Source organism: Streptomyces sp. NPDC026092 (genome assembly GCF_040638605.1).
In the GTDB taxonomy this organism is placed as follows: Bacteria; Actinomycetota; Actinomycetes; order Streptomycetales; family Streptomycetaceae; genus Streptomyces.
In genome coordinates, this window is the sequence record NZ_JBEZYN010000004.1 from 16,595 (window position 1) to 38,360 (window position 21,766).

At 72.4% G+C, this 21,766-nt stretch carries 16 protein-coding genes and 1 tRNA gene; 6 read left to right on the top strand and 11 right to left on the bottom strand.

Translation table 11 applies throughout. From position 1 onward, the window contains the following. The first annotated feature begins 55 nt into the window (after window positions 1-55). Window positions 56-3,778 carry a PAS domain-containing protein gene (locus AB0F56_RS07345; RefSeq protein ID WP_362005162.1) on the top strand — a complete coding sequence of 1,241 codons (3,723 nt, stop codon included), beginning with the start codon at window positions 56-58 and terminating at the stop codon, window positions 3,776-3,778. A 78-nt stretch (window positions 3,779-3,856) separates the two neighbouring features. Here AB0F56_RS07345 and AB0F56_RS07350 read toward each other — a convergent pair whose 3' ends face one another. The 8 genes from AB0F56_RS07350 to AB0F56_RS07385 all read right to left on the bottom strand — a co-directional run bounded on the left by AB0F56_RS07350 (window position 3,857) and on the right by AB0F56_RS07385 (window position 11,815). Beyond that, window positions 3,857-5,503 carry a long-chain fatty acid--CoA ligase gene (locus tag AB0F56_RS07350; RefSeq protein WP_362005163.1) on the bottom strand — a complete coding sequence of 549 codons (1,647 nt, stop codon included), beginning with the start codon at window positions 5,501-5,503 and terminating at the stop codon, window positions 3,857-3,859. A 260-nt stretch (window positions 5,504-5,763) separates the two neighbouring features. Then, a complete protein-coding gene (locus AB0F56_RS07355; RefSeq protein ID WP_362005166.1) occupies window positions 5,764-6,312 on the bottom strand; it encodes a SigE family RNA polymerase sigma factor in 549 nt (182 codons plus the stop codon). A gap of 159 nt (window positions 6,313-6,471) precedes the next feature. Further along, on the bottom strand, window positions 6,472-7,638 hold the full coding sequence (locus AB0F56_RS07360) for a lipid-transfer protein (protein WP_362005168.1): 1,167 nt from the start codon (window positions 7,636-7,638) through the stop codon (window positions 6,472-6,474). Next, a complete protein-coding gene (locus AB0F56_RS07365) occupies window positions 7,635-8,036 on the bottom strand; it encodes a MaoC family dehydratase (protein ID WP_362005169.1) in 402 nt (133 codons plus the stop codon). The genes AB0F56_RS07360 and AB0F56_RS07365 overlap by 4 nt, the downstream gene beginning before the upstream one ends. Next, on the bottom strand, window positions 8,033-9,127 hold the full coding sequence (locus AB0F56_RS07370; protein WP_362005171.1) for an acyl-CoA dehydrogenase family protein: 1,095 nt from the start codon (window positions 9,125-9,127) through the stop codon (window positions 8,033-8,035). The genes AB0F56_RS07365 and AB0F56_RS07370 overlap by 4 nt, the downstream gene beginning before the upstream one ends. A gap of 1 nt (window position 9,128) precedes the next feature. Next, window positions 9,129-10,115 carry a bifunctional MaoC family dehydratase N-terminal/OB-fold nucleic acid binding domain-containing protein gene (locus tag AB0F56_RS07375; RefSeq protein ID WP_362005174.1) on the bottom strand — a complete coding sequence of 329 codons (987 nt, stop codon included), beginning with the start codon at window positions 10,113-10,115 and terminating at the stop codon, window positions 9,129-9,131. Beyond that, window positions 10,112-11,278, bottom strand: coding sequence for an acyl-CoA dehydrogenase family protein (locus tag AB0F56_RS07380; protein WP_362005177.1), 1,167 nt, complete (start codon window positions 11,276-11,278; stop codon window positions 10,112-10,114). Before AB0F56_RS07380 ends, AB0F56_RS07375 begins: the two co-directional genes overlap by 4 nt. 228 nt (window positions 11,279-11,506) lie before the next feature. Then, a complete protein-coding gene (locus tag AB0F56_RS07385) occupies window positions 11,507-11,815 on the bottom strand; it encodes a hypothetical protein (protein WP_362005180.1) in 309 nt (102 codons plus the stop codon). Between the two features lie 355 nt (window positions 11,816-12,170). Here AB0F56_RS07385 and AB0F56_RS07390 point away from each other — a divergent pair, with 355 nt between their 5' ends. Beyond that, a complete protein-coding gene (locus tag AB0F56_RS07390) occupies window positions 12,171-13,052 on the top strand; it encodes a bifunctional DNA primase/polymerase (RefSeq protein WP_362005183.1) in 882 nt (293 codons plus the stop codon). Window positions 13,053-13,338: 286 nt separating this feature from the next. On the opposite strand, the gene AB0F56_RS07395 is transcribed toward AB0F56_RS07390, so the two are convergent. Together AB0F56_RS07395 and AB0F56_RS07400 are read right to left on the bottom strand one after the other, a co-directional pair. Next, window positions 13,339-13,426 (bottom strand) — tRNA-Ser (locus AB0F56_RS07395). A 46-nt stretch (window positions 13,427-13,472) separates the two neighbouring features. Then, complete coding sequence (locus AB0F56_RS07400) at window positions 13,473-14,894, bottom strand: trypsin-like peptidase domain-containing protein (RefSeq protein WP_362005186.1); 1,422 nt, start codon at window positions 14,892-14,894, stop codon at window positions 13,473-13,475. Window positions 14,895-15,083: 189 nt separating this feature from the next. Here AB0F56_RS07400 and AB0F56_RS07405 point away from each other — a divergent pair, with 189 nt between their 5' ends. From AB0F56_RS07405 to AB0F56_RS07415, 3 genes are all read left to right on the top strand, one after another. Continuing rightward, the gene (locus AB0F56_RS07405; protein WP_362005188.1) at window positions 15,084-15,917 is read left to right on the top strand and encodes a glycerophosphodiester phosphodiesterase; all 834 of its coding nucleotides are present in this window, start codon (window positions 15,084-15,086) and stop codon (window positions 15,915-15,917) included. 95 nt (window positions 15,918-16,012) lie between these two features. Beyond that, on the top strand, window positions 16,013-16,615 hold the full coding sequence (locus tag AB0F56_RS07410) for an ATP-binding protein (RefSeq protein WP_362005191.1): 603 nt from the start codon (window positions 16,013-16,015) through the stop codon (window positions 16,613-16,615). Window positions 16,616-16,920: 305 nt separating this feature from the next. Beyond that, the gene (locus AB0F56_RS07415; protein ID WP_362005194.1) at window positions 16,921-17,889 is read left to right on the top strand and encodes a DUF5926 family protein; all 969 of its coding nucleotides are present in this window, start codon (window positions 16,921-16,923) and stop codon (window positions 17,887-17,889) included. 1,095 nt (window positions 17,890-18,984) lie between these two features. Here AB0F56_RS07415 and AB0F56_RS07420 read toward each other — a convergent pair. Beyond that, window positions 18,985-19,665 (bottom strand): bifunctional DNA primase/polymerase, encoded by a 681-nt coding sequence (locus AB0F56_RS07420; RefSeq protein ID WP_362005197.1) that lies wholly within the window; start codon window positions 19,663-19,665, stop codon window positions 18,985-18,987. 381 nt (window positions 19,666-20,046) lie between these two features. On the opposite strand from AB0F56_RS07420, the gene AB0F56_RS07425 reads away from it, so the two are divergent. Further along, window positions 20,047-21,666, top strand: coding sequence for a PP2C family protein-serine/threonine phosphatase (locus tag AB0F56_RS07425; protein ID WP_362006096.1), 1,620 nt, complete (start codon window positions 20,047-20,049; stop codon window positions 21,664-21,666). The last annotated feature ends 100 nt before the right edge of the window (window positions 21,667-21,766 follow it).

Below are 21,766 nucleotides of genomic sequence, written 5' to 3' on the forward strand. Positions count from 1 at the left end.
CAGCCGGGCAAGGCGCAGTGGGCAAGGTGCAGTGGGTCAGGGAGGAAGCGTCGTCGTGAGCAGCAGGCCATCCCGAGGCGCTGCTCGCCTCGCAGCCATACTTGACGCCCTCCCCGACGGCCTCGTGCTCGTCAACTGCAACGGCACGGTCGTCAATGCCAACACCATCGCCCTCGGCATGTTCGAGACCCCCGGCACCGCGCTCGTCGGGCGCGGGCTGCTCGATCTGCTCCCCGGGTTCGACTCGCGCCTGATCCCCGGCTCCATGCGGCGCCCCGAGGGCACCGACGAGCGCGGCCGTACGAAGCCCACGCGGATGATCGCCCGCCGGACCGACGGCAGCGAGTTCGCCGTCGAGGTGACCAGCGCCAGCCTGGAGGACGGCCGCGAGGCCTACGACTCGTACACCTCCTACACCGGCGACGAGCTGCTCATGCTCGTCGTCCGCGACCTCACCGGCACGCTCGACACCGAGGCCGAACTCGCCCGCTCCCAGCGCCAGACCGAGATGATCCTGCGCGCGGCCGCCGAGGGCGTCGTCGGTACGGACACCGACGGACGGGTCGTCCTCGTCAACCCCGCCGCCGCGCAGATCCTCGGCTACCGCGCCAGCGACCTCGGCGGCAAGGAGCTGCACCCGCTGATCCTGCACTCGCGGGCGGACGGCGAGCCGTTCCCGTACGAGGGCTCCCCGCTCGCCGACACCCTCAAGTCGGGGCGCAAGCACCGGGTACGCGGCCAGGTGCTGTGGGCGAAGAACGGCTCCCAGGTGCCGGTCGACCTCACCACCGCCCCGGTACGGGACGGGGACCAGCTCGTCGGCGCGGTGATGACCTTCACCGACCGCCGGCCGTACGAGCAGCTCACCGACGAGCACACCACCGAGCTCACCACGCTCACCGAGAAGCACGCCGCCGAACTCGCCGAGCTGAAGCGGAGCCAGGAGGAGCGGGCGAAGGGCGAGAAGGAGCGGTACGAGTCCCTGGCCGCCCGGCACGAGCAGCTGACGGCCGTCCTCGGCGAGTCGCTGCGCGGGCCGCTGGAGGAGCTGCGTACGGAGCTCTCCTCCCTCGCCGCCGACGACGCCGGGCAGCTGTGGCCCGAGGCCAACCAGCTCCTGCACCACCTGGCCGCCGGCTACGCCCGGATGACCACCCTCGTCGACAACGTCCTCGGCTACCAGCGGTTGAACGCCGGAGCCGAGTCGCTCGCCAAGTCCGTCGTCCTGCTCGACGGGGTCGTCACGGCGGGCGTCGACGGGGCCGTGGAGCTCATCGGGCCCGGCCGGGCCCAGTTCGCCGTGCACGCCCCGCCGATCGAGGCCGAGGTGGACGCGGGTCGCCTCGCGACCGCGCTCGCGCACCTCGTCGCGGACGTCGCCGGGGTCGACTCGACAGGCAAGGCCCGGGTCGTGCCGGGCGCCGGGTACACCGACTCGACGATCGTGGTCGCCGCCGCGCAGCGCGGTGACGTCGTACGCATCGAGGTCCGCGGGCCGTACGCCGGGGGCGACCCGGTGCACCAGCCCATCGTGCGCGGCATCGTGAGCGCGCACGACGGTGTCGTGCAGACGCACGAGGTCCCGGGGATGAGCGGCAGCGCGTACGTCCTCGAGGTGCCGATCGGTGCCGGTAGGGGCACGGTCACGCCTCCGCCGGCCCCGAACCCCGCCGCCGAGGGCGGCGCGCTCGCGCTGCCCTCGCAGGCCTCGGACACCAACGGCGGCGGCCGGCGCCGCGCCCGACGGGCGTCCACCGACGCCTTCCTGGAGAGCCCGATGGGCGGGGGTACGGATTCGGGGGCCGGTACTGGAACCGGTGCGGCCGTCGAGCCGACCGGGCGGCGCCGTGGGCGTACGGACGAGGCCCCTGCCGGACCCGCCGAACTGATCCCGGCCCAGAACGCGGGGCCGGTCGCCCCCGTCCCCGGTGCCTCCGGTCCTGGTGCCTCCGCTCCCGGTGCCTCCGGCTCGCCTGCCGCCCTCGAACCGACCGGGCGTCGGCGCGGGCGGCCCGCCGAGGGCGCCGTGGTGACCGCCGCCGAGGGCGCGCAGGGCCGGGCCGCGCTCGGCGACGCCGTACCCCCGCAGGGGGTACCGGTACCCGCCCAGGGCGCCCCCGCCGAGGCCGCCGCCCTCGCCCGGGCCCTGCCCGCCGCGCCGGGCGGCGGGGACGCGGCGCAGCAGCCCACCGGGCGGCGGGCCCGCCGCGCGCTGGCGGCGCAGGACCGGAACGCGGCCGCCGAGGCCGGACCGCGTACGCCGTTCGCGCTGCCCCCGGCCGAGGCCGACCGCGCCCCGGAGGCCCAGGCGGCCACGCCGATGCCCGCGGCCATGCCGGCGCCTGTGCCGACACCCATGGCGATGCCCCTGCCGATGCCCGCGTCGGCACCCATGCCCATGCCGATGCCGCTGTCCGTGGACGACGAGGGTCGCCACGACGCCGTACGGTCCGCGCCGGACACCGACCACACGCCGCCGCAGCCCCACCCGCTGCCCGAGCCGACCGGCCGCCGCCGCAACGCGAGCGGGCCGCAGGAGACCACCAGCGGTACGGGTACGGGATCCGTACCGCTGCCGCCGGAGATGCCGGCGCCCGCCGTACCCGCGGCTCCCGCAGCTCCCGCCGTGCCCGCGCCCGCCGCGCCGAAGGACGGGTCGCTGGGCGGGCGGGCGTTCAGCGTGCGGACGCTCGGGCAGGGGGTGCCCTTCGCCCAGCAGGCAGGCGCGACGAACAGCACCAACGGAACCAACGCGTCCAACGGGTCCAACGGCGGCAACGGAACCAACGGGTCCGGGCGGCGCCGCAAGCTCTCCACCCCGCCCGAGGGCGACCGTACGGCCGCGGCCGCCGCCGGGACCGAGACCGCCGCCCCCGAGCCCGCCGCCAAGCAGCACCCGCAGACCAAGCTGGCCCCCGCGGCCCCCGAAGGGCGCGCGTACGCGATAGGAGCGCCCGCCGAGGGCTCCGCCGAAGGCCCCGAGCCGCTCGACGGTCCCGGAGGCGCGGTCGAGGTCTCCAACCAGCCGCCGCCCCGGCCCGTCGACGACGAGCTGCCCCCCGAGCCCCTGGACAACCCGCGCCGGCTCCTCGTCTGGCCGGCGCCGGACGTCTCGACCCAGCAGGCGCTGAGCGACCGGGGCTACCGTCCGGTGATCGTCCACTCCCGCGAGGAGGTCGACGCCCAGATCGCCGCCTTCCCGGCCGCGCTCTTCGTCGACCCCCTGACCGGGCCGATCACCCGTACCGCCCTCCAGTCGCTCCGCCAGGCCGCCGTCGCCGCCGAGGTGCCCGTGCTGCTCGCGGCAGGGCTCGGGCAGGCGACGCGGGAGGCGGCGTACGGCGCCGATCCCGCCGTACTCCTCAAGGCGCTGGCGCCCCGCGACAGCGAGCAGCACCCGTCGCGCGTGCTGCTCATCGAGGAGGACGAGGACATCGCGCAGGCGCTCGCCGCGACCCTGGAGCGGCGCGGGATGCAGGTGGCGCGGGCGTCGGCGGACGCCGACGCGGTCACGCTTGCCACCCAGATCCGGCCGAACCTGGTGGTGATGGACCTCATGCAGGTGCGCCGCCGCCGGGCCGGGATCATCGACTGGCTGCGCGCGAACGGGCAGCTGAACCGCACCCCGCTCGTCGTCTACACCTCCGCCGGCCTCGACGCGGAGGAGCTGCCGACACTGTCGTCGGGCGAGACGGTCCTCTTCCTGGCCGAACGCTCGACGAGCGCGGAGGTCCAGTCGCGCATCGTCGACCTGCTGGCGAAGATCGGCACGAACTGAGCGGTACCAATGGAGAGAGGGGGAGCGGTCGGTAGACCGCTCCCCCTCTCCTCTCTTCCGTGCGAACCTCCGTACTGACTACAGCTGGGTGACGTCCAGTACCCCGTCCGCGTACTGCCTGCGGATCACCTTCTTGTCGAACTTGCCGACGCTCGTCTTCGGTACGGCCGCGATGATCGCCCAGCGCTCGGGCAGCTGCCACTTGGCGATCGACTCGGCGAGGAAGTCCCGCAGCGTCACGTAGTCGGCCGTCGAACCCTCCTTGAGGACGACGGTCGCCAGCGGACGCTCGCCCCACTTCTCGTCCGGGACGGCGACGACGGCCGCCTCGGCGACCTCCGGGTGCGCCATGATCGCGTTCTCCAGCTCGACCGACGAGATCCACTCGCCGCCGGACTTGATGACGTCCTTGGCGCGGTCGGTGAGGGTGAGGTAGCCGTCCGGGCTGATCACGCCGACGTCGCCGGTCTTCAGCCAGCCGTCCTCGCTGAACTTGTCGGCCGGGCGGTCCGGCTCGCCGTCGATGCCACCGAAGTACGCGCCCGCGATCCAGGTGCCGCGTACCTCCAGCTCACCGGCCGACTCGCCGTCCCAGGGCAGCCGTTCGCCGCCGGGGCCGACGAGGCGGGCCTCGACGCCCGCCGGGAAGCGGCCCTGCGTGATGCGGTACGGCCACTGCTCCTCGTCGGACAGACCGGCCGGCGGGTGGGCCATGGTGCCGAGCGGGGAGGTCTCCGTCATGCCCCAGGCGTGGAAGAGGCGGACGCCGAGCCGGTCGTACGCCTCCATGAGGGCGGGCGGACAGGCGGCGCCGCCGATGGTGACCTGCCGCATGGAGGTGAGGTCGCGCGGGTTGGCGGTGACCTCGGCGAGCAGGCCCTGCCAGATGGTGGGGACGGCGGCGGCGTGGCTCGGCTTCTCGCGCTCGATCATGTCGGCGAGCGGGGCGGGCTGGAGGAACCGGTCCGGCATGAGCATGTTGATGCCGGTCATGAACGTGGCGTGCGGCAGGCCCCAGGCGTTGACGTGGAACTGCGGGACGACGACGAGGGTCGTGTCGCGGTCCGTCAGGCCCATCGACTCGGCCATGTTGACCTGCATGGAGTGCAGGTAGATCGAACGGTGGGAGTAGACGACACCCTTGGGGTCACCCGTGGTCCCGGAGGTGTAGCACATGGCGGCGGCCGAACGCTCGTCCAGCTCGGGCCAGTCGAAGGTGGTGGGGCGGCCCGCGATCAGCTCCTCGTAGTCGTGCACGCGGGGCGTCACGCCGTCGAGGACGGAACGGTCGCCGGGGCCCGCGACCACGATGTGCTCGATGGTCGGCAGGTGCGGGAGGAGCGGGGCGAGGAGCGGGAGCAGCGTGCCGTTGACGATGACGACCCGGTCGACGGCGTGGTTGACGATGAAGACCAACTGCTCAGGGGGAAGCCGTAGGTTGAGGGTGTGCAGCACGGCGCCCATGGAAGGGATGGCGAAGTACGCCTCGACATGCTGCGCGTTGTTCCACATGAGCGTGGCAACACGCTGGTCGCCGGTGACTCCGAGCTCGTCACGCAGGGCGTTCGCCAGCTGGGTCGCGCGGGCGCCCGTCTCCGCGAAGGTCTGGCGGTGCGGCTCGGGCTCCCCGGTCCAGGTGGTGATGACGGACTTTCCGTGGATCGTCATCCCGTGGTTCAGGATGCGGCTCACAGTCAGCTGTACGTCCTGCATGGTGCTCAGCACGGCGTCCTCCCGGTGGGCGCTACGTGGCAGTAGTAGGGGTGTCCAGATTCTGCTCACGTACCACGCGGTATGTCACTACCCGGGAGTACGGAAATTGCCAGTGATCGCTGGCAGAGGTGGGGACGGCGGGGCTGAACGGGCTGTGGGGGCTGGCGGGGCGAGGGGGTCACGAACTGCCGGGGCCGACAGTCACGAGCTGCCCGGGCCGGGGACTGCCCTAGGGCTGGGGCTGCCTGGCGGCCAAGAGGCGGCGCCGTCCCTCACCGCACCGGCGCCAGCTCCGGGTCCTCGCGGAGCTTGCCGAGCGCCCGCGACACCGCGCTCTTGACCGTACCGATCGAGACGCCGAGCACCTCGGCCGTCTGCGCCTCGCTGAGGTCCTCGTAGTACCGCAGGACGACCATCGCCCGCTGGCGGTCGGGGAGCTTCATCACCGCACGCCACATGGCGTCGTGCAGCACCTGCCGCTCGGCCGGGTCGGGCTCGGGCAGTCCGGCCGGCTCCGGCAGCTCCTCGCACGCGAACTCGTCGACCTTGCGCTTGCGCCACTGGGACGTACGAGTGTTCACCAGCGCACGCCGGACGTAGCCGTCCAGGGCGCGGTGGTCCTCGATCCGCTCCCAGGCGACGAACGTCTTGGTCAGCGCGGTCTGCAGCAGGTCCTCCGCGTCCGCCGGGTTCGCGGTCAGCGAGCGGGCGGTGCGCAGCAGCACGGGCCCCCGAGCCCGTACGTAGGACGAGAACGACGGGTAGCCGGCGGCGGCCGTGGAGGCGCCGACGCAGACGGGGCCGGAAGGTGGCGGAGTCATGACTCCACGCTAGGAGCGGGCACCTGGCGGCGGATCGGCCCCAGGTCCCGAACCGCACTCCCCCTCAGGTTGTAGGGGTGGGGACAGCTGGACCTCCTGAAGGTGGAGGGCGGGCGACGCGCGAGTAGGGGTCCGCCCGCCCCGGCTCACCCCCGCGCGTCAGCCGTCCGCCGCCAGGATCAGACCGGAGGTCGGGACTCCGGTGCCCGCCGTGACCAGCGTCCTGGCCGCGCCGGGTATCTGGTTCACGGACGTGCCCCGCACCTGGCGCACGGCCTCCGCGATGCCGTTCATCCCGTGGAGGTACGCCTCCCCCAGCTGGCCGCCGTGCGTGTTCAGCGGCAGCGCGTCCGCAGCGACGAACTCGGACGCCTCCCCCGGTCCGCAGAACCCGAACTCCTCCAGCTGCATCAGCACGAACGGGGTGAAGTGGTCGTAGAGGATGCCGACGTCGATGTCGGCGGGTGCGAGGCCCGAGGTCTGCCACAGCTGTCTCGCCACCACGCCCATCTCGGGCAGGCCGGTCAGGTCGTCGCGGTAGAAGCTGGTCATCGCCTCCTGGGCGCGGCCGGCCCCCTGCGCGGCGGCGACGATCACGGCGGGCGGGTGGCGCAGGTCGCGGGCGCGCTCGGCCGAGGTGACGACGATCGCCTGGCCGCCGTCGGTCTCCTGGCAGCAGTCGAGGAGCCGGAGCGGCTCGACGATCCAGCGTGAGGCGGCGTGATCCGCCAGGGTGATCGGTTTGCCGTGGAAGTACGCGGCGGGGTTGGTCGCCGCCCACCGACGGTCGGTGACGGCGACGTGCCCGAAGGCGTCCGGTGTCAGACCGTACGTGTGGAGGTACCGCTGGGCGATCATCGCGACCCAGGAGGCCGGTGTGAGCAGCCCGAAGGGGAGCTGCCAGCCGAGCGCGGCGCCCTCGGCGGAGGGCTCGCGCTGCTGGACCCCCGAGCCGAAGCGGCGTCCCGAGCGTTCGTTGAACGCCCGGTAGCAGACCACGACTTCGGCGACCCCGGTAGCGACGGCGAGGGCAGCCTGCTGGACCGTGGCACAGGCGGCCCCGCCTCCGTAGTGGATGCGGGAGAAGAAGGACAGCTCGCCGATGCCGGCCGCCTGGGCGACGGTGATCTCCGGATTGGTGTCCATGGTGAAGGTGACCATGCCGTCGACGTCCGCCGGGGTCAGCCCGGCGTCGTCGAGGGCAGCGCCCACCGCCTCGACGGCCAGCTTGAGCTCGCTGCGGCCCGAGTCCTTGGAGAACTCGGTCGCGCCGATCCCTGCGACGGCGGCGCGCCCACCGAGCAGGTCGGCCTTCCGGATGCTCATGCCCCCACCTCCGGCAGCGTCGGCAGCGTCACTGTCACCGTGCCGGTGACGTGGTGACCGAGCCCGTTGGCACCGACCACCCGCACCTGGGCGGTGACGCCGTCGACCTCGGTGACCGTCCCCGTCAACGTCATCGTGTCTCCGGGGTAGTTGGGCGCGCCGAGCCGTATCGCCACCTTGCGCAGCACCGCGCCGGGGCCCAGCCGGTCGGTGATGTACCGCCCCACCAGGCCGTTGGTCGTCAGGATGTTCATGAAGATGTCGGGGGAGCCCTTCGCTCTCGCCGACTCCGCGTCGTGGTGCACGTCTTGGTAGTCGCGGGAGGCGACGGCCCCGGCGACGATCAGGGTGCGGGTGATCGGCACGACCAGGGGCGCCAACTCGTACCCGGGTTTCATGAGGCCTCTCCGTTCGCGATCAGGTCGCCCAGTTCGGCGAGGAGTTCGGTGCCGCAGCCGAGGTACGCGTCGAGCTGCCGGCCCCAGAGGAAGTGCCGGTGGACGGGGTGGTCCAGATCGGCGCCCATGCCGCCGTGCAGATGCTGGCCCGCGTGCACGACCCGCTTGCCCGCCTCCGACGCCCACCAGGCGGCGGTCAGCGCGTGCTCGGCGGCCGGCAGGCCCTCGTCGTGACGCCAGGCGGCCTCGTAGGCGGTCACCCTGATCGCCTCGGTGTCCATGTGGGCGTCGGCGGCCCGGAGCTGGACGGCCTGGTGGGTGGAGAGGGGGCGGCCGAACTGCTCCCGTACCGAGGTGTACGCCACGGCCCGGGCCAGAGACCCGGCGCAGACGCCGGCCTGAAGCCCCGCGAACACGACCCGGGCCATCTCCAGGACGTCCGCGCGGGCGTCTCCGCGAGCGTCCGAGCCCCCGATCCGCTCCCCGCGCGCACCGTCGAGAACGAGCCGCCCCGCGGCCCACGGCGCGGTGAGCTCGACGGGCTCCACCGAAACCGAGCCACCCGCCGAAGCGCCCCCCGAGCCGCCCACCGAACCGCCGACCGACCCGTCCGCCGTGGGCACGAGCCAGAGCGTGCCCTCCTGGTCCGGTACGAGGACGTGCGTGGCGTCCCTGAGCCAGGGCACCCACTCCACCGTCCCCGCGAGCAGGCCGTCCGCTCCGGCCCGTACATGTCCGACGGGCGGGAAGGCTCCGGTCGCCACCGCCGTACCGTCCCGGAGACCCGGCAGCAGCCGCTCCCGCTGCTCGTCCGTACCGTGCCGGGCAATGGCGAGGAGGCCGAAGACACAGCTCGCGGCGAACGGCACCTGGGCCGTCACCCGCCCCTGCTCCTCGGCGAGCAGCACCAGGCCGAGCAGCCCGATCTCCTCGACCGCCCCAGGCAGCCCGGCCGCGCACAGGGCCTTCCACAGCTCGGCGTCCGTGCCCGTGCCGGCCGCCGCGAGCCGCTCGTGCGTGGCGAGATCGCCGAAGATCCGGGCCGCCAGCTCCTGGGCCGCGCCCTGCTCCTCCGTGGGCGTGAAGTCCATGTCAGCCCTCCCCGCCGTCCTGCGCCCGGAACACGGGCAGCTCAAGGTCCTCGTCCACGCGGAGGAACTCCAACCGGACCGGCATCCCGATCCGGACCTTGTCGTACGGCACCCCGACCACGTTGCTGATCATCCGCACGCCTTCGGCCAGTTCGATCAGCCCGACGGCATAGGGCGGGTCGAAGGCCGGGAAGGGCGGGTGGTGCATCACCACGTACGAGAAGACGGTCCCGGACCCGCTCGCCTCGACCGTGTCCCACTCCTGCGATCCGCAGGCGTTGCACCCCGGGAGCCAGGGGAAGCGGAGCGTCGCGCAGCCCGTGCAGCGCTGGATGAGCAGCCGGTGCGCGGCCACGCCCTCCCAGAACCCGGCGTTGTCCCGGTTGATCACCGGCCGGGGCCGCCGGGCGGCAGGCTGAGCGCCGCTCGCCTTCGGCTTCACCGCCGCCGGCGCGTACTTGAGGATGCGGAAGCGGTGGGTGCCGGCCAGTTCGCCGTCGGCGTGGATGTCCATGCGGGTCGTGACGAAGTGCCCCGTGCCGAGCTTGGTGGTCTTGCGGTCCGAGACCGATTCGATGACCGCGTCGAAGGTGATCGCGTCGCCCGGTCGCAGCGGCCGCACGTACTCCTGCTCGCAGTCGGTGGCGACGACGGACGTGCACCCCGCCTCGTCGAGGAGTGTGAGCAGCTCGTCGTAGGCCCCGGAGCGGTCGGTGTGGCCGGACAGACCGCCCATCGTCCACGCCTGGAGCATCGTCGGCGGCGCGACGGCGTCCGGCCCCCGGTAGGCCGGGTCGGCGTCGCCCATCGCCTCGCACCAGTGCCTGATCATCGGCTCGTTGACCAGGTCCTTGCCGGCGCCCGCGGTGGCGGCGGCCTGCCCTTCGTAAGCCTTCAGCCGCTCGTACAGCCCATCCGGTCCGCCCGGTCCGCCGCCCAGCCCGTCCTGCCCGTCCAGTCCGCCCCGTCCGTCCAATCCGTCCCTCATCGCCGCCCCCTCCCCTTCATGCCGAGTCGCATCGTCGCGACGATCTCGCGCTGCACCTCGCTCACCCCTCCCCCGAAGGTGTTGATCTGCGCGGCGCGGTTCATCCGTTCGAGCTCACCGCCGTCGAACTCCCCCGGCGACCCCGCCCTCACCAGTCCCGCTCCGCCCGCGATCTCCTGACATATTCGGTACACCTCCACCGCCGATTCGGTTCCCACGAACTTCACCCCGCTGGCGTCTCCGGGGGCCAGCCGACCCGCCCCCACATCCCCCACCAAACGCCAGTTGAGCAGGCGCGTTGCCGCGAGCCGGGCATGTGCCTCGGCGGCTCGAATCCGTATCCACGGCTCGTCAACACGGCGCCGCCGCGTCACCGGATCGGGGGTGCGTGCCCGGCCGAGCGCGGCCGCGTAGAAGTCCTCGGCCTGCATGCCGATCGCGGCGAGGGCGACCCGTTCATGGTTGAGCTGGTTGGTGATCAGCCCCCAGCCGCCGTTCTCCTCGCCGACCAGGTTCCCGGCGGGGACGCGGATGCCGTCGTAGTACGTCGCCGTGGTCGTCAGCCCGCCGACCGTCTCGATCGGCGTCCACGAGAAGCCGGGGGCGCCCGTCGGGACCAGCACGATGGAGATGCCCCGGTGCTGCGGGGCGTCGGGGTCGGTGCGGCAGGCGAGCCAGATCCAGTCGGCGTTCTGGGCGTTCGAGGTGAAGATCTTCTGCCCGTCGATCAGCCAGGAGTCCCCGTCCCGTACGGCCTTCGTACGGAGCGAGGCCAGGTCGGTGCCGGCCTCCGGCTCGCTGTACCCGATGGCGAAGACGGTCTCGCCGCGAAGGATCCGGGGCAGGAAGTACGCCTTCTGCTCCTCGGTCCCGTACTTCATCAGGGTCGGGCCGACGGTGTTGAGCGTGACCATGGAGACGGGGGCACCGGCGCGGTACGCCTCGTCGAAGAAGACGAACTGCTCGTCGGGGCCTCGGCCCTGGCCTCCGTACTCCTGCGGCCAGCCGAGCCCGAGCATGCCGTCTCGGCCGATCCGCCGGAGCAGCGCGCGCTGCGCGGCGGTGTCGGCGGGGGGCGGTGGGCCGTCGGGCATCACGTCACGGAAGTACGCGCGGAGTTCGGCGCGCAGCCGGAGCTGCCGCTCGGTCGGGGCGAGGTGCACGGCGACGGCCTCCCGGGGGTACGACTAAGGTTTCTGACTGTCCGTCAGATACCGGGAGCCTGTCAAGGTCACGGACGCGCGCGGCCCAGGTGGGCACATGGCGCGCATGCCTCCACAAGGCATGCGCACACACGACAGCGGCCCGCGCGCCGATGCCGAAGCACCGTCGCGCGGGCCGCCTTTCACCCCGCCGTCATTCCCCCCGTCGGGCCGGACCCAGCTGGGGAACTAGAACCACCAGGGGTAGAAGTTGACCGTCGCGTTCGACTGCTCGATGTTCGTGAACGCGGAGCCGTTCACACTGGCGGTGTTGTTCTGATTGGAGGCACCGGAGCCGGTGGCCACCTGCTGCGTGGTGGTCGAGTTGCCGTAGTTGTCGCCACCCACGCCGCTGCCGATGACGGAGGCGACGCTCGTGTTCGATCCGTCGTCCGCGAAGCCGCCGTTGTCGGCCTGGGCAACGCCGGTGAAGAGCGCGGCGGCCAGGGGCAGCGCGGCGGCGGCGGCGAGAACGCGGGCGGTACGGATGCTTGCCATGTCATTTCCTCCGTGAGCTGAAGCTGTGTATTGCCGTTCACTGAAGTACGGCTGATTCCAAGGCAGTTGGCCGACCGCCTCGGTCGTTGTGCTCGACGTCGCGACTCCAGAGTTGCCCACACAATCCCCGGCGAACCACCCCTCAGCGGCCGATTCCCCCTCAAGCGTGAGGACAAGTCGATAAACCACCTTCGCGCCTTCAAAGGCGCAGCTCACCCGCCCGACGACGGCCTCGCGCCACCGGAGGCGAGCCGCCGCAAGGGAGGAAGCGTTCCGGCAGATTTTCAGCCAATCCTCCCGACCGCCCACACCCTGCCCTCTTCCCTTCTTCGAACGTGTGTACGAAACTGGTCGCATGGCCACCTCCGACCGGCGCTCCGCCACCCTGGCCCTCGCCCACGCGCTGTCAGCGGCAGAGCGCGGGCTCCCCGTCATCCCCCTGTCCGCCACGAAGCTCCCCGCGATCCGCTCCCCGCACCGGGACGAACCGCACCCCTCCGGCTGCCACGGGGAGTGCGGCCGCCCCGGACACGGCGTGCACGACGCGACCACCGACCTCGCGGGGGTACGGGCGCTGTTCGCGGCCGCGCCCTGGGCCACCGGTTACGGCATCGCCTGCGGGCGCCCGCCGTACCACCTGATCGGCGTCGACCTCGACGTCAAGCACGCGGACGCGCCCGCGGACGTCACGGCCGAGCTGCGCCACCTGGCGCTCGAACACCTCTTCACGCTGCCGCCCACGGTCACGGTGCTCACCCCGAGCGGCGGCCGGCACCTGTGGCTGACCGGCCCGCCGGACGTCGTCGTCCCGAACTCGGCGAGCCGCCTCGCCCCCGGCATCGACATCCGCGGCGCCGGCGGCTACCTGGTGGGACCGGGCTCGGTCACGGCCAAGGGCGCGTACCGGCTGGCCCCGGGCAGCGAACACCTCGACCCGGCCCCCTGCCCCCGCCCCCTCCTGACCCTGATCACACCCCCGGCACCACCGCGCACCCGCCCGGACCACACCCCGGGCCACGGCCGAGGCCTGATCCACTTCGTCCGCACGGCCCACGAGGGCCAACGCAACACGCGCCTCTTCTGGGCGGCCTGCCGCGCCTACGAGAACGGCCTCGGCGACTCCCTCACCGAAGCCCTCACCACGGCGGCGATCTACACGGGCCTGACCGAACACGAGGCCCGCACGACCATCCAATCGGCGGCCCGCCTGACCCAGCACACCGAGAACGCACGGTGAACGCCCTCCCGGCCCCACCCGACGGGCAAGCGCGGAATCCCGTCGCGGCCGCTGCCCCCGACAGCGAGGGGGTGCCGTCTGGACGGTCATCCGCACCCTCGCGAGGCTGCACGGCGACGAAGGAGTCCGCCTGGTCGTCTGGTTCGACGGCTGACCGCACCAGGGTGATCCCGGCGGCTCGATGAAGTCGGTGGCCACCAGGAGGAACCACGGCCGGTCCTGGCGCCTGGCGCCAGGCAATGCGAACGGCCCCTGACCGATGATGCTGGTCAGGGGCCGTTTCGGGTGGCGGTGGGTGTGGGATTTGAACCCACGGTGACTCGCGCCACGACGGTTTTCAAGACCGTTCCCTTAGGCCGCTCGGGCAACCCACCCCGCGCCGGGTCCCGTTCGGGGTGGCGCGGGGGACAGCCTAGCCGGTCAGTTGTCGCCCGTGCGTTCGCCGAGGGTGACCGTGGTCGTCGTCGGCTTGCCGTCGCGCTCGTAGGTGAGCTTGATCGTGTCGCCCGACTTGTGGGTCCAGATCTCGCTGATGAGCGTCGGGCCGCTGTCGATCTGGCGGTCGCCGAGGGAGGTGATCACGTCGCCCGGCTTCAGGCCCGCCTTCGCCGCCGGGCCGTTCGGGGTGATCGCCGGCGTGCCGCCCGCGCCTTCCTGGGCGATCGTGGCGCCCTCGCCCTTGTCGGTCATGTTCACCGTCGCGCCGATCACCGGGTAGACCGGCTTGCCCGTCTTGATCAGCTGCTCGGCCACGTTCTTGGCCTGGTTGACCGGGATCGCGAAGCCGAGGCCGATCGAGCCCGCCTGGGACTGGCCGAAGCCGTTGCCGGTCGACTGGATCGCCGAGTTGATGCCGATGACCGCGCCGCTCGCGTCCAGGAGCGGGCCGCCGGAGTTGCCCGGGTTGATCGAGGCGTCCGTCTGCAGGGCGCTCATGTACGAGTTGTTGCCGCCGGAGCCGTCGCCCGAGGCGACCGGGCGGTTCTTGGCGCTGATGATGCCCGTCGTCACCGTGTTGGACAGGCCGAACGGCGCGCCGATCGCGATCGTCGAGTCGCCCACCGCCACCTTCTCGGAGTCGCCGAGCGGGAGCGGAGCCAGCCCGTCCGGGGCCTTCTTCAGCTTCAGGACGGCCACGTCGTAGCCCTCCGCCCGGCCCACGACCTCCGCGTCGTACGTCTTGCCGTTCGAGAACGTCGCCGAGAGCGTGCCGCCCTCCGCCGCCGACGCCACCACGTGGTTGTTGGTGACGATGTGGCCTTCCTTGTCGTAGACGAAGCCGGTGCCTGTGCCGCCCTCGCCCTCGCTGTCACCGCCGCCACCGCCACCGCCACCGGACTTCGCCTGGATGGTCACCACGCTCGGCAGCGCCTTGTTCGCCACCGCCGCGACCGTGCCCGGGTCACGCTTGAAGGACGCCGGGGAGTCGCCCACCGAGACCGTCGTCGAGCTGATCCCGTCGTCGCCGCGCTCTGCCGCCCAGTAGCCGATGCCGCCGCCGACACCGCCGGCCACCAGCGCCGCCACCAGAACCGCCGCCACCAGGCCGCCGGTCCGCTTCCGCGGCGCCTCCGGGGCGGGCGGGACCGACGCGCCCCAGGCTGCCGGTACGGCCGGGGGCGGCGGAGGCCAGCCACCCGCCGCGACAGTCGCCGGTTCCGGTGCTGGTGCCTGCGTCGGCGCGTGCGCCTGTGCGTGTACCTGGGGCTGCACCTGCGTCTGCCGCTCCGGGTGGACGTCGTCCGCCGACGACGGGGGCGTGGGCGGCATAGGAGGGGCGGGAGGGGCGGACGGGGCACTCGGGTCCGCCGGAACCTCGGTGCCCTCGTTCTCGGTGCTCACGGCTCTCTCCTCGTTCACTGCGGTTCACTGCGTGGGTGGGTGGTTTTCTACAAAGGTGCTGCGAACAGCTTTTCCCACTGGACGTCAGGCCACTGTAAGGCGGAGCTGTGCATCTGCGTCCGATTCTTTATTTACGGACAGAACGGACGCGCCTCCATGTGCCCGCTCCGCCAATGGCACCATGACGCGGTGACCCACGCACGGCAGCACCCTCGGCCGCACCCGAACCCCACCCCTGTCCAGGTGGTCGCCCACCGCGGAGCCTCCGAAGAAGCCCCCGAGCACACGCTCGCCGCCTATGTGAAGGCCATCGAGTACGGCGCCGACGCCCTCGAGTGCGATGTCCGGCTCACTGCCGACGGCCACCTCGTCTGCGTCCACGACCGACGCGTCGACCGCACCTCCAACGGCCGCGGCGCCGTCTCCGCGCTGGAGCTCGCCGACCTCGCCGCCCTCGACTTCGGCACGTGGAAGGGGCGCGAGGAGGCGGGGGAGAGCCCGGACTGGAAAGACCAGGGACTCACCTCCGTACTGACCCTGGAACGCCTCCTGGAGCTGGTCTCCGACGCCGGGCGCCGCGTCGAGCTGGCCATCGAGACCAAGCACCCCACCCGCTGGGCGGGCCAGGTCGAGGAACGGCTCCTCCACCTGCTCAAGCGTTTCGGCCTCGCGGAGCCGGCCACCCCCGAGGAGTCTCCCGTACGGGTCATGAGCTTCTCGGCGCGCTCCCTGCACCGGATCGCGGCCGCCGCGCCGACCCTCCCCACCGTCTCGCTCTCGCAGTTCGTCACCCCCCGGCTGCGCGACGGCCGGCTCCCGGCGGGCGCGGTGATCGCCGGACCGTCGATCCGGATCGTCCGCCACCACCCCTCCGTGATCCTGCGGCTCCAGAAGGCCGGACACCAGGTCCATGTATGGACAGTGGACGAGCCGGAGGACGTCGAACTCTGCGAGCGGCTCGGCGTCGACGCGATCATCACCAACCGACCCCAGCAAGTGCTGTCCCAGTTGGGCCGTCTTTGACCCCATCCCCGGCCCCTCCTGACCCGTCCGCCCCATCCGTCTCTCGGCTAACAGGGAGTGCACCGGCGCGTTCGGTCCGTACTCGATCGTCACGAGTGCGTCACCGCACGCTCATGGGGCGGTTTCCGGTCCAGGCCATTGGGGCATCCACACCGTGGCGTGGGGCAAAGGAGGTCTCGGGGGTGGCGTTGGTGGTGGCACAGGAGGTGCCCACGTCGTCGAGCATGGCCGTACCCCATGGCCCTGCGGGCGTGGGTGAAGCGAGACACCGTATGCGGGAGCAGTTGATCCGCAGCGGGATGTCCGAATCGGTCGTCGACGACGCGGTACTGATCCTTTCCGAGCTGCTCAGCAATGCCTGCCGACACGGCAGGCCGCTGGGGCGGGCGGACGTGGGCGACGGGGATGTCCGGGCGGCCTGGCGGGTCGATCCGTCGGGTGGGCTGACGGTCGAGGTGACGGACGGCGGTGGCCCGACCCGGCCCGTTCCGTCGACGCCCTCGGTCACCGCGCGCGGCGGCCGCGGGCTGAACATCATCAGCGCCCTGGCTCAGGACTGGGGCGTACGGGACAGCGCGTCCGGCGAGGTGACGGTCTGGGTGCTGGTCACCGAGGGCCATCGCCGCGAGGACTTCGCAGCGCGGGTCGGCGGCGGCTCGAGCTTCGAGTTCCTGGACGCGTACGACGACCTCGATTGACGCGCGCGCGTCCGGCAGCCTGGATTGACGCGCGCGCACCGGCGGCCTCCACCGGACGCGTACGACGGCGGCCCCCACCGGACGCGTACGACGGCCTGAACCGTCGCCTACCCAGGTCCGGGAGACCGCCGGGCACTGTCGGTCCGGAGGGCCGCCGGGCACCGTGCCCTCGGCCTCCCCCGAGTAGTGAACGTCCCCGCTTGAGCCCCTCGGCACTCCCGTACGGCTAGGCTCGCCCGACACAGAGCCGTGCACCATGTGCGGCCCTGCATCACAGCACTGCCGCTATCGGGAGAAGCCACACCATGGCCAAGAAGCGCCCCCAGACGAAGGCCGCCAAGGCACAGGTCACGAACGGGGAGATCCCGGTCGTCGGTGCGCGCGAGCCGTGCCCCTGCGGGTCGGGCCGCCGTTACAAGGCGTGTCACGGCCGGGCCGCCGCGCACGCCGTGACCGAGCTGGTCCAGCGTCCCTTCGAGGGACTGCCCGGCGAGTGCGACTGGGTCGCGCTGCGCGAGCTGGTGCCCGCCGCCACCGTCCCGCTCACGCTGAAGGACGGCCTCCCGGAGGGTGTCCCGTCCGTGACGCTCGCGACCGTGCTGCCCATGGCATGGCCCGCGCTCCGCCGCGACGACGGCTCCGTCCTCCTCGCCCTCCAGAACGACTCCTCCTCCGGCGACCTCGCCCGCGACCTCGCGGACACCCTGCTGCGCGCCCTGGAGACGGAGCCGGGCTCTCCGGTCACCCCGCGCCGCGTGCCGGCCGACGGCCCGCGCCTGCAGGATCTGCTCGACCCGAACAGCGATTTCGCGCCGGTCGTGCACACGGGCTTCGAATTCTGGATTCCGGAGTCCGCCGACAACTCCAACGCCGAGGTCACCGCCTCCCTGGAGCGCGCCAACGCCGCCGCGATCCCCACGGTCAAGCTGACCGGCGTGGACTCCTCGTACTGGTGCGAGACCCCGGACAAGAACCACCTGCGCTGGGTCATGCCGCACCCCGAGGAGAAGCTGCTCGACGCGCTGGCCCGGCTGCACGCCGCCGGCACGTCCTCCCTCGGCGAGAACACCCGTCTGGTCGGCTCCTTCCGGGCCCACGGCCTCATGGTCCCGGTCTGGGACCTGCCGACGTCGATGAGCGCCGAGGACTGCGAGAAGCCCGCCGCCGAGCTCGCCGAGCGACTCGCCGCGGCGCTGGCCACCGACGCCCCGCTCACCCCGGAGGAGCGCCGGGCTCGCGGCGGTCTCACCAACCGTCAGGTCACGCTCAGCTGATACGCGAGGGGCGTGTGGTGACGGTGTGGACTGACAGACCGACCAGTCGGTGACATCCGCCACAACTCCTCGTGCGGTCGGGTAAATCCCTGTCCGAATAACCGAGATCGAATTTGCGAACCGCAGATCTCTTGTTACCGTTCTAGAAGCCCGGTCGCTGGTGCATCCCCCGTCGCCAGCGATCGGGTCTTCTCATACCCGGACGGATCACCACGACACCGTCCGGAATCTCAACTTCCGCCTGCACCGGCCGTGTTGCTCCCGGCCCGCAGCAGCAGCGGCGTACTGGATCCCTCTCCCGCACCCGCGAATTCCGCTACGGCCGAATATGCCGAGACCGCGCCCCGCGCACGCTCCCTGGGCGTCTCGCACGCCCCCGGTTCATCCCGCGCGACAACGGCACAACGCACTTGTACGGTCCGCCCCGCGGGCCCCATCAGGGTGAGTACGGCGTCGAGCCGCTGGCCACCGGCGTTGCGGTAGTACGTACGTCCCCAGGTGTCTCGGCCCTCGGTGAGCACACAGGTCTGTGCCTCGATCCCGTCCGGGGAGGTCAGTTCCGGGCCACAGTGCGAACTGCGGGCGGGGGCAGCCGCCGGCTCGCCCGGCGGGGAGGCCTGGGGGCCGTCCTGAGGCGGGGGTGTGGGCGTAGGCCGTGACGGTGTCGTCTGCCCGCCCCCGAGGCCGAGACCCGGCAGCAGACCGCCCTCCGCGCCTCGGTCCGCCTGGGGCTTGGCGTCGCCGTCCGGGCCTGGGCCGGACGCCTGGCCGGCGAGGGCGACGAGCGGCAGGAGCGTGGCGCACGCCACGGCGGCCCCGAGCCCGATCATGCGGAGATTCAAGGGACCCACCTGCCCGGCTGGCTATGACGCTTCGTGAACGGTCCGCCGAAGATATCGGCGGACCGGCGGCGCATCGCGCGCCGCGCGCCCGTTTCCCGTATAAGTCGGGCGGCCTCACACCCGTATGGGTGAGGCCCCGCCTCCGTGCACAGCCAGTACGCCCGGCAGCACCACCCGTCGGTGCGCCCGTCAGTGCCGCCCGTCGGTACGCCGTCAGTGCCGCCCGTCGGCAGGCGCCCCTCAGCGCCGCCCCTCAGTACGTGAGTCTGCTGCCGCCCCCGGGCGCGCCCGTGCTCGCCTCGACCAGGGCGTCCACGACCGCCTCCACGTCCGGCAGCCAGGGGCTCGCCGAGCCCTCCAGCGGGGCGCGCTCCCAGCGCACCTGGCCCGTCCCTGCGACCGACGGCGGCAGCAGCAGGTAGCCGCCCTCGCCGTGGAACCGCAGCGAACTGGGCACGTCGTCCTTCGCGTACAGGAGATCGCCGAGCTGTTCGAGGCCGTACGGGGCGACCAGCAGCGACCAGCGCGTGGGCGTCGCCACGATCGGGCCGAGCCGCATGCCCATCGTGTCGAGGGCGGCCAGGGCGCGCGCTCCCGCGACGGCCGGCAGGCTGACCGCGCAGGGCGCGCCGCCTCCGGTGGCCAGGACGATCGGGGCGTCCGGGCGCCGGGTCCACCACCAGCGGATCATGCGCTCGTCGGTGGTGGCCGCGAGCAGTCCGGGGTCGAAGGGGTGTGCGCCGGGTACGACACACCCGGGGTCGGGGCAGGCGCAGCCGGCCCCTCTGGACGTACGGGTCGTCGCCTTCAGCCCGACACCGGGCAGAACGGGCCAGCCCCACTCGGTGGCGCACACGAGCGCCGCGTCGAGCTGGACGGTCCTTTCCCTGCGCCGAAGCCGGAACCTGCGTCGCCTTCCGAGGATCTCGCGCATGAGCGCTCGTTCCTTTCCGTTGAACGCCGAATCCACATCACACCATGTGCAGATCACTTCACCGTGCGTAGCAGCGCGTACAAGGTCGGCGGGTCACCGCCCCGTGCGGTGGGGCGGGAGCGGCCGAGCTGAGGCTCGTCGTCCACTGGAGGGGCGCGGCCTGCGGCGGTGAGGACGCCCAGGCACCTTGCCAGGTTCCGGGGCAGCTTCAACTGCCCCTGGCCATCACCGATTACGTACCCATCACGTTCAAATCAACGCGCTTTCAAACGACGCCAGTCGACCGCAAATGGTGCACCGAGGGGGCAATTTTCGGCCAACTTGGCCTGCACTTCAACCCTTCTGCCAAACCCCACGGACACCACAAGTCCCGTGGGGACAATGCTGGACATCGCTCCTCTTGTGCGTGTACATGTGGATGCATTGCTAGCGGCGCAGATTGACATGGGGGTTTGCGATGCTATTGAGCGAAACGCACCCGTCGGAAAGCCGTCCGACATGAGCGCCCCACACCTGCCGAAAGTGGCTGGAATCGATTCCACGGTTCCCTCGCCCGCGCACACTACCGCGCCCGTCCCGACCGTAAACCCCTCCGCGGCGGCCCTTCCGGGCATCCCCGGCGCACTGATCCAGGACCGGCTGGCCGGCTGGGTCTCCGACCTCACCACCCTCCATGAACTCACCGAACGCCTGATCAAGACCGCTTCGCTCGACGAAGCGCTGCGCGAGGTGCTGCGCGCCGGAGCCGCCCTCGTCGGCGCGCGCCGCGGCATGGCGGTCTTCGAACCGGCGGACGGCCGCGGCCCCGCCTCCACCGTCGGACTCGGGCTCGCGCACGCCGAGCTCGGCACGATCGAGACGGTTCCGCGGAGCGCCACCTCGTACGGCCGTATCCTGGACGGGCTCCCAGAACCGGCGGGGTCGAGAGCCACGACCGCCCCCGCCGACCCACTGGCCGCCCCCGGCCCCGGCTCCTCCGAGGCACGCTCCGGCACCGCCGCCATCCCCGACCCCATCGCCGTCCCCGACCTGCTCGGCGAGCCCGAGCTCGACCCGCGTCACCGCGAGGTCGCCGCCCGGCTCGGTTACGCCGCCAGCTACGCGCTCCCCCTCGCCACCGAGGCCGCAGGCAAGCTCGGGGCCGTCGTCTGGCTCTACGACGAGCCCGCCGAACCCGTCGAGCGCCAGCGCGATCTCGTCGGTCTCTACGGCCGCTACGCCACCGAGCACCTCGCCCGCCTCCTGGAGCTGGAGCGCGCCCGCGTCCAGGTCGCCACCGTCGCCGAGGAGTTGCTGCCCAGCCGGCTTCCCCGGGTCCCCGGCGTCCAGCTCGCCGCCCGCCACCGCACCGGCCCCCAGGGCGGTGGCGACTGGTACGACGCACTGCCGCTGCCCGAGGGCGCCCTGGGCCTCGCCGTCGGCTCCGTCTCCGGGACCGGGCCGAGCGCACTCGCCGCGATGGGCCGGCTGCGTGCCTCCCTGCGGGCGTACGCGGTCATGGAGGGCGAGGATCCGGTCGCCGTCCTCTCCGACCTGGAACTCCTGCTCCGGCTCACCGAGCCCGCCCGCTCGGCGACCGCGCTCTTCGCGTACTCCGAGCCCAAGCAGCGCAAGATCGTCCTCGCCGGAGCGGGTCACACGCCTCCGCTGATCATCGGCGAGCACCGGACCGAGTTCGTCGAGACCTCGCTGTCGGCACCGCTCGGCATGCTCGCCTGCTGGGAGGCGCCGAGCGTCGAGATCGCCCCGGCCCCCGGAGAAACGGTGCTGCTCTACACCGACGGGCTGCTCCGCCGGACCGGCGACCCCATGGACCGGGCCTTCGCCCGGCTGCACGCCGCCGCCGCGGGCGTCCCGAAGGCGGACCGTACGGATCCCGGAGCCATCGCCGACCACATCCTGCGCACGCTGCTGCCGGAGGGGATGGGCGGCGATGCCGCCGCTGCCGCTGCGGACGTCGAGGGAGAGGACGTGGTCCTGCTCGCGGCCCGCTTCGAATGACGCTCGGGCGGGACAGGTGGCCGGGCTGAAAGCGGGTCTGAAAGCGGGACTGTGAGCGGGTCTGAATCCGGGCCGTTCCGGCGGGTCTGAATCAGGGCGA